Below are 13,364 nucleotides of genomic sequence, written 5' to 3'. Positions count from 1 at the left end.
TTAAATTCACGGTTGATATACCAGCTTTACACCGTCCTTGAAAACCAGAAGGTAGGTGTCCGTCCCCTCATCATGTGAGATTTGCATGGCCCCGGCGGTCAGATGCCCGGTTGGTCCGTCGGCTGTAACCGTGCCGGGGCTTTCGATGTTGGAGACATCAAGCATCGTCGCGATCCGATCAGAGTGGATCGTGTAGCCCGTTGATGTTTTGATTTGCACCTGACCTGACAGTTCAGCAATTTTGCCAGGCCCGTCAATCACGCCGTCGTTGGCCTGAAGTGTAACGGAGCCATTGCCGGGAATGCGCAGGGCACCACGGATGGCGGAAGAATTTACCACGTCCTGAGTGGACAGGTCTGGGCGAACTTGATCGGCAGACAATTCCAACTGCGCACCATCTTTGGTCACTGTCGCATAGGCCGGACCATCCACACGTTGTTCGCGCGCCAGTGTTTCTAAATCGACTTGCGCATAGGGAATGGACATTTCGAACTCGCGCCCGCGTGCAAACAAAAACAGCGTGGCCAATACCACAAGGCTGGCCAGGGGGAGGACGATCTTTGCGAGCGCCACGAAACGAGAATAGCTGTTGTCAAACCGCGCCATAGGGCTGTCTTACACGACGCCAGCGCGAAGACAGTCCTGTATTTTCAAAATCCCGCAAGGACGGCCATCTTCGGCAGGATCCCGCACAAAAAGACAGGTGATCGCCCGCTCATCCATTCGCGCCACGGCTTTTTCGGCCAAGGCGTCGGGGGAAATGGTCATCGGCGCGGCGGTCATGATGTCGCCTGCGGTTTTATCAAGCAGTCCGTCGATGTTGCGGCGCAAATCGCCGTCTGTGATGATGCCCGTCAGATGGCCTTGGGCGTCAACCACGCCGACAACGCCAAAACCCTTTGCGGAAATCTCTGCAAGCGTATCCCGCATTGGCGTCTCGGCTGTCACCAAGGGCATGTCTTCATGCATCAACGCGCGGACCTTGGTCAGGCGTGCACCCAGTTTGCCACCGGGATGCAAGACCCGGAAGTTGTCGGCAGTGAAAGCATGTTGCTCCATCAGAGCAACGGCAATAGCGTCGCCGAGTGCCAGTGTCATTGTGGTCGAGGTCGTTGGTACGATGCCGTGACCACAGGCTTCGGGCATTTTCGGCAGGACCAGCGCCACATCACAGGCGCGGATCAGCGAGCTGTCCGGGTTCGAGGCGACGCCGATCATCGGAATTTTGAACCGGCGGGTGTAAGTGATGAGATCGGCAAGTTCAGGCGTTTCGCCGGAGTTGGACAGAACCAGACAGACATCGTCGCTGCCGATCATGCCAAGATCGCCATGGCTGGCTTCGGCGGGATGGACGAAATGCGAAGGCGTGCCCGTGGAGGCCAGAGTGGCGGCAATTTTGCGGGCGATATGGCCGGATTTGCCCATGCCTGTGACAATCGTACGCCCTTTGGCGGCGAGGATAAGCCCGACAGCTTCGGCAAAATTTGCACCGATGCCCTCGGCCAATTGGGTCAGCGCCTCGGCTTCGAGGCGGATCACGCGCTGGGCGGTGGCGATAAAGGCGTCCGATTGGGTCATGGCGACCTCCTCAGTGGCAGATGGGCAAGAGCAGATCAGTGGGTGAAAATGTCGATCTCGGGCCAGCCTTCGAGATCCAATTTGGCCCGCGTTGGCAAGAAGTCGAAACAGGCCTGAGCGATCTCCATCCGGCCTTCGCGTTCCAGCATCACGTTGAGCTTGTCACGCAGTTGGTGCAGGTACAAGACGTCGGAGGCGGCATAGTCGAGCTGAGCATTTGTGAGGTCTTCGGCCCCCCAATCGCTCATTTGCTGATATTTGGAAATATCGACCTTCAAAAGCTGCTCTAGCAGGTTTTTCAACCCATGCCGATCAGTGAAGGTGCGAACGAGCTTGGAGGCGATTTTGGTGCAATAGACCGGTTCGGTCACGGTGCCAAAGGCGTGATACATCGCGGCAATATCGAAACGGCCGAAATGGAACAGCTTTAACACATTGGGGTCGGCCAACATTTTGCACAGGTTGGGGGCCTCGGTTTGGCCGCGCGCAACCTGAACCAAATGCGCATTGCCGTCCCCGCCGGACATTTGCACAAGGCACAAACGATCCCGATGTGGGTTCAGCCCCATGGTTTCACAATCAATGGCGACAATCGGACCAAGATCGAGATCATCGGGGAGGTCATTTTTATAAAGGAAATTCGCCATGGAGAGGGGCCTTTGCGCTAAATCTGGCTGTCGCCTGTCAATACGCATTCTGCCTATCCGGGGCAAGAGATCGCACTCTTTGATGTCGGGAAAGTGGTTTGATCCGGCCAAAGAAGTTTGGATGATCCGGCCAGTACCGAGTTGATTTTGAGTTAGATCGACACTTTCCCATCGGAAAGTGGTGGTGCCCAGGAGAGGACTCGAACCTCCACATCGTTGCCAATACTAGCACCTGAAGCTAGCGCGTCTACCAATTCCGCCACCTGGGCAGGTGTCGTAGAGCCGCGATGTAATAGGCCTGAAGGGCACTGTCAACGACGATTTTAAAGGATTTGTGGAACAGCAATAGCGTCTTGTTCATTTCCGCTCTAAAAGCTAAAGAAAAGCGGTAATTGGCATTGGAGATGCAGATGACGAAACTGGTCACCATCTATGGCGGCGCTGGCTTTGTCGGGCGGTACATCGCCCGTCGTATGGCAAAGGAGGGCTGGCGTGTGCGTGTCGCTGTTCGTCGTCCCAACGAGTCGCTTTATGTAAAACCTTACGGCGCAGTGGGTCAGGTCGAACCGATCTTTTGTAACATTCGCGATGACGCCTCTGTGCGTGCGGCGATGGCGGGCGCGGATGCAGTTGTGAACTGTGTGGGTGTTTTGACCGAGCGCGGCAAAAATTCCTTTGCGGCGATTCAGGCCGACGGTGCCGGGCGCATTGCGCGTATTGCCGCGGAGCAGGGTGTGGAACATCTGGTTCACCTGTCCGCCATTGGCGCCGACGCGCAATCGAAAAGCGCCTATTCCCGCACCAAGGCGGAAGGCGAGGCCAAAGTGCTCGCGGCTTTCCCGAATGCCGTGATCCTGCGCCCTTCGGTGATTTTTGGCACCGAGGATGCGTTCTTTAACCGCTTCGGCAAAATGGCAGAAAAAAGCGTTGTTTTGCCCTTGGTTGGCGGCAACACGAAATTTCAGCCGGTCTATGTCGACGATGTGGCACAAGCCGCAGTGAAGGCGGTTTTGGGTCAGGCGGATGCTGGCGTTTACGAACTTGGCGGCCCGGATGTGGATACGCTCAAAGGCCTGATGGGCGACATGCTCGCCGTGCTTCATCGCAACCGTTTGATCCTTAACCTGCCGTTCTGGGTGGGCAATATCATGGGCGGTGTGCTGTCCTTGCTGCAATCCATGACGGGCGGCCTGTTCCACAATGGCATTTTGACCCGCGATCAGGTGGCCAACCTGCGGGTTGATAATGTGGTGTCAGAGGGGGCAAAAACCTTTGCTGATCTCGGCATGGCGCCAACCGCGCTTCAGGCTGTTTTGCCGGATTACATGTGGGTTTATCGCCCGTCGGGTCAGTATGACGCGATCCGCGAAAGCGCAAAGAACATGAATATCTGAGCGATCAGAACCGCAAGGCTTGAAACGCGCGCTCATTCGGGCGCGCGTTTTCATGAGCTGTAAGAGACCACCAAAAGCACCACACCCAGGATCACGCGATAGATCACATAGGGTGTAAAGCTGACGGATTTCAAAAGCTTCATCATCAGAGACAGGGCGAGGATGGCGGCGCCAAAGGCAAAGACTGCACCAATGGCCGCGTCTTTCATCATCGCCCAATCCGCTTGGCCGACAACTTCCGCGCCCAACAAGATGCCGGAGGCTATGATCGTTGGGATCGACATCAGCATCGAAATTCTTGCGGCATCTTCGCGTTTGTACCCCATGGCGCGTGCGCCTGTGATGGTGATGCCGGAGCGTGATGTGCCGGGGATCAAGGCGACCGCTTGCCAAAGGCCAAGTTTCACGGCGTCTTTGATCGACCAGTCCCGCGCCACTTTCTCTTCAGCGCCTTTTTGATCGAACCAGTAGAGCACGATGCCAAAGACCAGCATGGCCCAGCCGATCACTGCGGTGGAGCGCATCAGATCCGACAGGCCGGTGATTTTCAGGACAAGGCCAAGAAGGACGACAGGGATGGTTGCAATGAGCAGGAGAAAGGCGAGTTTCGATCCGGGGGTGTCGATGCGCCCGGTTGCAAGTCTGGGAATGCCCAAAAGGCCTTCGCGTACATCGCGCCAAAAATAGACGATCACCGCCCCAAGTGTGCCAACGTGAACCGCGACATCAATCGCCTGACCTTGGTCCTGTGCGCCGAGCAGGTGGGGCAGGAGAATCAGGTGGCCAGAGGATGAAATCGGCAAGAATTCGGTAATGCCTTGAACAATCGCAAGAATGAGGAGGTAAAAGAGAGACATGGGAGGTGCGCCTTTGGAAAGATTTAAGGCAGCGTAAACCCATTTGTTATCAATAAGAAGGTCGAATGTAAGTCAGTATATATTACCTAAATACACCATTTCCCCGCTTGAATTTGACCGATCGGGCCAAAAGAAAAGAAAATAAGACAGCACTTCTGACTTTTCTTTTTTTCCGACTGCGCGTATTTAGGCACAAACTCACAACCAACCTATTCGGAGATGTGGTGTCATGGCGAAAGAGCCGATGCTCAAATTCGTGACCGTAGGCAGGGATATGCCATCCAAGCGGGACGCGGAGGATCGTAAAGACGATTTCCTTGAAATCTACGGCGAGTACGTGGAGGCCAAGGCCGAAGAACAGGCGTCGCGCTGTTCGCAATGCGGTGTGCCGTACTGCCAAAGCCATTGCCCGCTTCACAACAACATCCCGGATTGGTTGCGCCTGACCGCAACGGGGCGGTTGAAAGAGGCCTATGAGCTGTCACAGGCCACCAACACCTTCCCGGAAATTTGTGGTCGCATTTGTCCGCAGGACCGGTTGTGCGAGGGCAATTGTGTGATCGAACAATCCGGCCATGGCACTGTGACCATCGGCTCGGTTGAGAAATACATCACCGATACAGCTTGGGAAAACGGTTGGGTCGAAATGATCGCCCCCGCTGTGGAGCGCGAGGAGAGCGTCGGCATCATCGGCTCTGGCCCCGGTGGTCTTGCGGCCGCGGATCGTTTGCGCCGGGCAGGTCTTAAGGTGACGGTCTACGAACGCTCTGATCGCGCTGGCGGTTTGATGATGTACGGCATCCCTGGCTTCAAACTTGAAAAAGACATCGTGCTGCGTCGGGTGAAACAGCTCGAAGACAGCGGTGTTGAATTCGTGCTGAATTGCAACGTCGGGGAAGACATTTCCTTTGATGCAATCCGTGGCAAGCATGATGCCGTGCTGATCGCAACCGGCGTCTACAAATCCCGCGATCTCAAAGGTCCTGGGTCTGGTTCCGCCGGCATCGTGCGCGCACTTGATTATCTCACCGCCTCCAACAAAGTGTCCTTTGGCGATGAGGTTGAGGATTATCTAAGCGGTGAATTGAATGCGGCGGACAAAAAGGTTGTTGTGATCGGTGGCGGTGATACCGCGATGGACTGTGTCCGTACTGCGATCCGCCAAGGGGCCACTTCGGTGAAATGTCTCTATCGTCGTGACCGCGCCAACATGCCCGGTTCACAGCGCGAAACCCAAAACGCCGAAGAAGAAGGCGTCGAATTCGTCTGGCTCTCTGCGCCGAAAGGTTTTGCGGGCGATCCGGTTTCGGGCGTCATGGTTCAGAAAATGCGCCTCGGTCAACCCGACGCGTCCGGCCGTCAATCGCCCGAGGTGATTGAGGGTGCGGATTACGTCGAAGACGCCGATCTGGTGATCAAAGCGCTTGGTTTCGAACCCGAAGATCTTCCCACGCTTTGGGGTGTTGAGGGTCTTGATGTCACGCGCTGGGGCACCGTCATGGCGGATTTTAAATCCCATGTGACCTCGCTTCCGGGTGTTTATGCCTGTGGTGACATTCAACGCGGCGCTTCCCTTGTGGTGTGGGCGATCCGTGATGGGCGCGAAGCGGCGGATGCGATGATCGAGTATATCGACCAATCCGTCTCTGTGGCTGCTGAATAATCCTAGTTTTTTCAGGAGGGTCCGCCCTCCCGCCTTTATCCGAAAGGTATCCGACATGACGAAGTTTGACCAAGACTGGGCCGCCCGCGAAGACGCCAAGCGCCAATGGATGACAGAGCATTCCCTGTTCCGCGAAGAGGATGAACACTCCTCTTGTGGCGTGGGTCTTGTGGTGTCGATTGATGGCTCAAAATCCCGCAAGGTTGTGGAAAACGGCATCACCGCGCTCAAAGCGATCTGGCACCGCGGCGCCGTAGACGCCGATGGGAAAACCGGCGATGGCGCGGGCATTCACGTTCAGATCCCGCATCACTTCTTTGGTGACCAAATCCGCCGCACTGGCCACGAAGCGCGCGATGGCGAACTTTTGGCCGTCGGTCAAGTGTTTTTGCCGCGGACGGATTTTGGTGCTCAGGAAACCTGCCGGACCATCGTGGAGAGCGAAGTGCTCCGCATGGGCTATTACATTTACGGCTGGCGCCATGTTCCAGTGAACACCGAATGTTTGGGCGAAAAGGCCAATGCGACGCGGCCCGAGATCGAACAAATCCTCATTTCCAACACCAAAGGTGTGGATGAAGAGACATTTGAGCGTGAGCTTTATGTGATCCGCCGTCGGATCGAAAAAGCCGCCCAAGCCGCAGGTGTTAGCAGCCTCTACATCTGTTCGCTGTCCTGCCGCTCGATCATCTACAAAGGCATGATGTTGGCCGAACAGGTTGCGGTGTTTTACCCGGACCTGATGGACGAGCGCTTTGAATCCGCCTTTGCGATTTATCACCAACGCTATTCCACCAACACGTTCCCGCAGTGGTGGTTGGCCCAGCCGTTCCGCATGTTGGCGCATAACGGCGAGATCAACACGATCAAGGGCAACACCAACTGGATGAAGTCGCACGAAATCCGCATGGCCTCGACGACGTTTGGCGACATGGCCGAGGACATCAAGCCGATCATCCCGCAGGGCGCCTCCGATTCCGCCGCACTTGATGCGGTGTTCGAAGTGTTGGTGCGTGCGGGCCGCTCGGCGCCTATGGCGAAGACCATGTTGGTGCCTGAAGCGTGGTCGAAAAACGCCGAAGAACTGCCGCAGGCGTGGCGCGACATGTATTCCTATGTGAACTCCGTGATGGAGCCGTGGGACGGTCCGGCCGCTTTGGCGATGACCGATGGTCGCTGGGTCTGCGCCGGTCTGGACCGCAACGGGTTGCGTCCGATGCGCTATGTCGTGACCGGGGATGGGCTTGTGATCGCTGGGTCTGAAGTTGGTATGGTGCCGACAGATGAGGCCACTGTGGTTGAAAAAGGCGCGCTTGGGCCGGGGCAATTGTTGGCCGTCGACATGGCCGAGGGCAAATTGTACCACGATGTTGAGATCAAGGATCGCTTGGCCAATGCCCGTCCGTTTGGCGACTGGGTTGGCAAGATCAACGATCTCGAAGACGAACTGTCTGGCATTACCGAGACCGCTTACTACACCGGTGCCGAGCTGAAAAAGCGTCAGATTGCAGCCGGGTACACGATTGAAGAACTGGAACAAATCCTCGCGCCGATGGCCGAAGATGGCAAAGAGGCTTTGGCGTCGATGGGGGATGACACGCCCTCTGCAGTGCTGTCGACCAAATACCGTCCGCTGTCGCATTTCTTCCGACAGAACTTTTCTCAGGTGACCAACCCGCCGATCGACAGCTTGCGCGAGTTCCGCGTCATGTCGCTCAAAACCCGGTTCGGAAACTTGAAAAACGTCCTGGATGAAGACAGCTCCCAGACCGAGATTCTTGTTTTGGACAGTCCGTTCGTTGGCAACGCACAATTCGATGCGCTGAAAGATCATTTCAACGCGCCGATGACGGAAATTGACTGTACTTTCCCAGTGGATGGCGGCCCGAACGCGCTGCGCGATGGGTTGGATCGGATTCGTGCCGAGGCCGAAGAGGCCGTGCGCTCCGGCGGTGGTCACATCATTTTGACGGATCAAGGACAGGACGAGAAAAACGTCGCCATGCCGATGATCCTTGCGACCTCGGCTGTGCATAGCTGGTTGACGCGTAAGGGCCTGCGGACCTTCTGTTCGCTGGGTGTGCGTTCCGCCGAATGTATCGACCCGCATTATTTTGCGGTGTTGATCGGTTGCGGCGCGACCATCGTGAACGCCTATCTGGCGGAGGACAGCCTGTCCGACCGTATTGAGCGTGGTTTGTTGGATTGCACCTTGTCCGAGGCTGTCTTGCGTTACCGTGCCGCTGTGGACGCGGGTCTGTTGAAAATCATGGCCAAGATGGGGATTTCGGTGATTTCCTCCTATCGCGGCGGTTTGAACTTTGAGGCCGTGGGCCTGTCTCGTGCCCTGTGCGCCGAGTTTTTCCCAGGCATGCACAGCCGGATTTCCGGCATCGGCATCGGCGGTATCCAAAAGAAACTTTTGGCGGTTCACAAACAGGGCTGGCTGGGCGGCAACACGCTTCCGATCGGTGGCTTTTACAAAGCGCGTAAATCGGGCGAGACCCATGCGTGGGAAGCGCAGTCGATGCATATGCTGCAATCGGCCTGTGACCGTGCCTCCTATGAAATGTGGAAACAATATTCCGCAAAAATGCAGTCCAATCCGCCGATTCACCTGCGCGATCTGTTGGATTTCAAACCGCTGGGCAAACCCGTTCCGATCGAAGAGGTCGAGTCGATCACCTCGATCCGCAAACGCTTTGTGACTCCGGGCATGTCTTTGGGGGCTTTGTCTCCTGAGGCACACCGCACGCTTTCCATCGCGATGAACCGGATCGCGCGAAATCCGACTCAGGTGAGGGTGGCGAATCCCCGGATGATTTCACGCCGGAACCCAATGGGGACAATGCCTCTGCAAAGATCAAACAAGTGGCTTCGGGGCGCTTTGGCGTCACGGTCGAATACCTGTTGGCCTGCGAAGAGCTTGAGATCAAAGTCGCTCAGGGTGCGAAACCCGGTGAAGGCGGTCAGTTGCCCGGTATGAAGGTTACCGACCTGATCGCCAAACTGCGCCATTCGACCAAAGGCGTGACGCTGATCTCGCCGCCGCCGCACCACGACATCTACTCGATCGAAGACCTCGCGCAGCTCATCTATGACCTCAAACAGGTCAACCCGCGCTGTAAGGTGACGGTCAAACTTGTGGCCTCCTCCGGCGTTGGCACGATTGCCGCCGGTGTGGCGAAAGCGAAAGCCGACATCATTCTGATCTCCGGTCACAACGGTGGTACGGGTGCCTCGCCTGCGACCTCGATCAAATTCGCGGGTCTGCCGTGGGAAATGGGCCTCACCGAGGCGCATCAGGTCTTGGCGATGAACAATCTGCGCGAACGTGTGACGCTACGCACCGATGGCGGTTTGCGGACGGGGCGTGACATTGTCATGGCCGCGATGCTTGGCGCCGAGGAATATGGGATCGGCACCGCCGCATTGATCGCGATGGGCTGTATCATGGTCCGCCAGTGTCAGTCGAACACCTGTCCGGTGGGCGTCTGTACCCAGGACGAGGCGCTGCGCGCCAAGTTCACGGGCAATGCCGATAAGGTTGTGAACCTCATCACCTTCTATGCCCAGGAGGTGCGTGAATTGCTGGCGTCTCTTGGCGCGCGTTCTCTGGATGAGGTGATCGGCCGTGCGGATCTGTTGACGCAGGTCTCACGGGGGGCGGCGCATCTTGACGATCTCGATCTGAACCCGCTTTTGATCTCCGTCGATGGCGCGGACAAAATCGTCTACGATCGCTCCAAACCGCGCAATGCGGTGCCCGATACGCTTGATGCGCAAATCGTTTCTGACGCGGCGCGTTTCTTGAATGATGGCGAAAAGATGCAGCTGTCTTACGCGGTGCAAAACACGCACCGCACCATCGGCACACGCACCTCGTCGCATATCGTGTCGAAATTCGGCATGCGCAATGCGCTTCAGCCAGACCATTTGACGGTGAAACTCACCGGGTCTGCCGGTCAGTCCCTTGGTGCTTTTGCGGCACCTGGTCTGAAAATCGAGGTGTCGGGTGACGCCAACGACTATGTCGGCAAGGGTTTGTCGGGAGGCACGGTCGTGGTTCGTCCGCCGATGCATTCGCCGCTTGTCGCTTCTGAGAACACGATCATTGGCAACACCGTTCTTTACGGCGCAACCGACGGTTATCTCTTTGCGGCGGGGCGCGCGGGCGAACGTTTTGCTGTGCGCAATTCTGGTGCCACGGCAGTGATCGAAGGCTGCGGCTCCAACGGGTGTGAATATATGACCGGTGGTTTGGCCGTGATTCTCGGCTCTATTGGCGCAAACTTTGGCGCCGGTATGACCGGCGGCATGGCTTATCTCTATGACCCGGACGGGCTTGCGCTCGATCTGATCAATATGGAGACGCTGGTCACCTGTCCGGTCACTGTCGATCATTGGGAAACGCAGCTCAGAGGCTTGGTTGAACGCCACGCCGCAGAAACCGGATCGGTGAAAGCCAAGGACATCTTGCTCCATTGGGATGAACAAAAAGGGTATTTCCTTCAGATTTGCCCGAAAGAGATGTTGATCCACCTACCGGTGCCGCTGGCCATTGAAAGAGGCGCGATGCCGGCCGAGTGAATGTGACCCGAACTCAGTGAAAAGCCCCCGATTTCGGGGGCTTTTTTCGTTTTGTCGATCCGACCACTTGACCTGAATACGGCCCGCGTGGTTCCTCGTCCGCATGGCACGCAAGACACAGAAAAAATCGACCAAGAAAACGACCAACACCGGCCTCGGTCTGTTTCGGCGCATCCGGCGGCGGGTGTTGCGAATAGTGGCGCTATGCGTTGGCTTGGGTTTGCTGTGGATTCTGGCCTATTCCATCCTTCCTGTTCCGACGACACCCTATATGATGGCCGAATCCGGTCGTCAGGGCGGATCGGTGGATTATCAATGGACACCCATCGAGCGCATATCCCCGGCGCTTGCGCGCTCTGTTGTGGCCGCCGAGGACGCTAATTTTTGTACCCATTGGGGGTTTGACTTGACTGCCATTCGTGCGGCGATCGACGCGGGTGGGCAACGTGGGGCCTCGACGATCACGCAGCAAGTGGTCAAAAATAGCTTTTTGTGGCACGGGCGGAATTGGTCCCGTAAAGCGCTTGAAGCGCTCATCACGCCAATTGTTGAACTGACATGGAGCAAGAGGCGCATCCTTGAGGTCTACCTCAATGTCGCTGAATTTGATGCGGGTGTCTTTGGGGCTGAGGCTGCGGCGCGGCATTATTTTGGCGTCGGACCAGAGGCCCTCACGGCGCAACAGGCGGCCCAACTCGCCGCCGTTTTACCCGCACCCAAAGACCGGGATGCCGGAAATCCCGGTCCGTTTGTTCGGCGGAGAGCCGCCCAGATCGTCGATGGCGCCGCGACAATATCCCGTGATGGTCGTGCATCTTGTTTCGACCATTGAACTGACGGCACAATCGCGGCAAGTAGAAGAAAAACAAGAGTAGCGAATATGATCCGACTTTTTCACGTCCCCCTTTCCCCGTTTTGCCGCAAGGTGCGTCTCTGCTTGGCGGAGAAAAGGCTTGAGGTTGAACTGGTCGAGGAGCGCTATTGGGAACGCGATCCCGATTTCATGCGTCGAAATCCCGCTGGCAAGGTTCCGGTGTTGCGGATTGACGATATGCACCTCGCTGAAAGCACACCGATTTGCGAATATCTCGAAGAGCGCTATCCTGCGCCGCCCTTGATGCCCAAAGACATTGATGGTCGCTATGAAGTGCGGCGGCTGGTGGCATGGTTCGACGATAAGTTTCACAGTGAGGTGACCGCGAATCTTTTGTACGAGCGGGTCAATCGCAAGTTGATGAAGGGCGGCTATCCGGTCTCTGCCAATGTGAAATCTGGGGCGAAGGCGGTCAAATATCATCTGGATTACATGGCGTGGTTGTTGGAACGTCGGCGTTGGCTTGCCGGTGATGCGATGACACTTGCCGACTTCGCGGCGGCGGCGCATTTGTCGTCGTTGGACTATATTTCCGATGTCGATTGGAACCGGCATGAGGTGGTTAAGGATTGGTACGCAAAGATCAAATCGCGTCCTGCCTTTCGGTCGCTTTTGGCGGATCAAGTTTCCGGTTTCCCGCCGCCGTCCCATTACGCAGACCTTGATTTCTGAGGCTCAATCTGAGGAAAACTGACCCATAAGGGGCGCGATTTGGCTGGATTAGACAAAGAAACAGTGCGCGCCCGTGCTTTGGAGGAAGGGTTTTCCAAGGTGGGTTTTGCCCGACCTGATTTGCCCGATGCCATGGATCGGCTGAAAGCCTTTGTTGATGCCGGTCATCATGGCCAAATGGGTTGGATGGAAGAGCGCATGGCGTGGCGTGGCGACCCGACCGCCCTTTGGCCTGAGGCAAAATCGGTGATCATGTTGGCCGAGGTCTACACCCCTGACGATGATCCGATGGAGGCTGTGAATAGACCCGAATCCGGCGCAATTTCCGTCTATGCTCGCAACCGTGATTATCACGATATGGTCAAAAAGCGGCTTAAACGGCTGGGGCGATGGCTGATAGAGCAGGCGGGTGAGGGAACGGAGATCAAGGTTTTCGTCGACACCGCTCCGGTGATGGAAAAGCCTCTTGCCGCCAAGGCGGGGCTTGGATGGCAAGGCAAACACACCAATCTTTTGGCGCGGGATTTGGGCAGTTGGTTCTTTCTCGGTGCGATTTTCACAACCCATGATTTCGACCCTGATCGAGCAGAAAAGGACCATTGCGGGTCTTGTCGTGCCTGTTTGGATGCCTGTCCGACGCAAGCGTTTCCTGCGCCCTTTCAACTCGATGCACGGCGGTGCATTTCGTATCTGACGATTGAACATCACGGGCCGGTTGACCTTGAGCTGCGAGAAAAAATGGGCAACCGGATTTATGGCTGTGACGATTGTCTTGCTGCCTGTCCGTGGAACAAGTTCGCGGCCACAGCGAAGGAGCTTCGTTATGCGGCGCGGGATGATCTCATTGCGCCGCCTTTGCGTGATCTGGCGCTGCTGGACGATACGGCGTTCCGTGCAAAGTTTTCGGGCTCTCCGATCAAGCGGATTGGGCGCGACCGCTTTGTGCGCAATGTGCTTTACGCGATTGGCAACTCGGGTGCGGCTGATCTTGAACCCATCGCGCGTCTGTTGTGCGAAGATGCCGATGCCACCGTGCGCGATGCCGCGCAATGGGCCGTTGCGCGGCTTGGCTCCGCGTGAAATCCTTTA

The 13,364-nt window shown here is 56.7% G+C and carries 9 protein-coding genes, 1 tRNA gene and 1 pseudogene; 6 read left to right on the top strand and 5 right to left on the bottom strand.

Annotation, left to right across the window (positions count from 1 at the left end; genetic code table 11):
• Positions 1–6 precede the first annotated feature (6 nt).
• The 4 genes from lptC to C8029_RS08930 form a co-directional block, all read right to left on the bottom strand.
• Positions 7–606: an LPS export ABC transporter periplasmic protein LptC gene (lptC, locus tag C8029_RS08945; protein ID WP_009570315.1), complete on the bottom strand. Its 600-nt coding sequence runs from the start codon at positions 604–606 to the stop codon at positions 7–9.
• Positions 607–615: 9 nt separating this feature from the next.
• Positions 616–1,578, bottom strand: coding sequence for a KpsF/GutQ family sugar-phosphate isomerase (locus C8029_RS08940; protein WP_009570314.1), 963 nt, complete (start codon positions 1,576–1,578; stop codon positions 616–618).
• Between the two features lie 35 nt (positions 1,579–1,613).
• Entirely contained in the window at positions 1,614–2,225 is a 612-nt protein-coding gene (locus C8029_RS08935; RefSeq protein ID WP_152002774.1) for a ribonuclease D, read from the bottom strand.
• 182 nt (positions 2,226–2,407) lie between these two features.
• Positions 2,408–2,494 (bottom strand) — tRNA-Leu (locus tag C8029_RS08930).
• Between the two features lie 141 nt (positions 2,495–2,635).
• Here C8029_RS08930 and C8029_RS08925 point away from each other — a divergent pair.
• The gene (locus tag C8029_RS08925; protein ID WP_152002773.1) at positions 2,636–3,619 is read left to right on the top strand and encodes a complex I NDUFA9 subunit family protein; all 984 of its coding nucleotides are present in this window, start codon (positions 2,636–2,638) and stop codon (positions 3,617–3,619) included.
• A gap of 50 nt (positions 3,620–3,669) precedes the next feature.
• Here C8029_RS08925 and C8029_RS08920 read toward each other — a convergent pair whose 3' ends face one another.
• On the bottom strand, positions 3,670–4,476 hold the full coding sequence (locus tag C8029_RS08920; RefSeq protein WP_009570311.1) for an undecaprenyl-diphosphate phosphatase: 807 nt from the start codon (positions 4,474–4,476) through the stop codon (positions 3,670–3,672).
• A 229-nt stretch (positions 4,477–4,705) separates the two neighbouring features.
• Here C8029_RS08920 and C8029_RS08915 point away from each other — a divergent pair, with 229 nt between their 5' ends.
• From C8029_RS08915 to queG, 5 genes and pseudogenes are all read left to right on the top strand, one after another.
• Positions 4,706–6,139, top strand: a complete 1,434-nt coding sequence (locus tag C8029_RS08915; protein ID WP_152002772.1) for an NAD(P)-dependent oxidoreductase — start codon at positions 4,706–4,708, stop codon at positions 6,137–6,139.
• 55 nt (positions 6,140–6,194) lie between these two features.
• Positions 6,195–10,729: pseudogene (gene gltB, locus C8029_RS08910) on the top strand (glutamate synthase large subunit).
• A gap of 103 nt (positions 10,730–10,832) precedes the next feature.
• Positions 10,833–11,561 carry a monofunctional biosynthetic peptidoglycan transglycosylase gene (gene mtgA, locus C8029_RS08905; protein ID WP_152002771.1) on the top strand — a complete coding sequence of 243 codons (729 nt, stop codon included), beginning with the start codon at positions 10,833–10,835 and terminating at the stop codon, positions 11,559–11,561.
• Between the two features lie 48 nt (positions 11,562–11,609).
• Positions 11,610–12,275: an FtsZ-binding protein FzlA gene (gene fzlA / locus C8029_RS08900; protein ID WP_152002770.1), complete on the top strand. Its 666-nt coding sequence runs from the start codon at positions 11,610–11,612 to the stop codon at positions 12,273–12,275.
• 39 nt (positions 12,276–12,314) lie between these two features.
• Positions 12,315–13,355 carry a tRNA epoxyqueuosine(34) reductase QueG gene (queG, locus tag C8029_RS08895; RefSeq protein WP_152002769.1) on the top strand — a complete coding sequence of 347 codons (1,041 nt, stop codon included), beginning with the start codon at positions 12,315–12,317 and terminating at the stop codon, positions 13,353–13,355.
• The last annotated feature ends 9 nt before the right edge of the window (positions 13,356–13,364 follow it).

Origin of the sequence: Roseobacter sp. TSBP12, from assembly GCF_009129705.1 — a bacterium.
Classification (GTDB): domain Bacteria; phylum Pseudomonadota; class Alphaproteobacteria; order Rhodobacterales; family Rhodobacteraceae; genus Celeribacter; species Celeribacter baekdonensis_A.
This window is presented reverse-complemented; position numbering and strand designations above follow the sequence as displayed.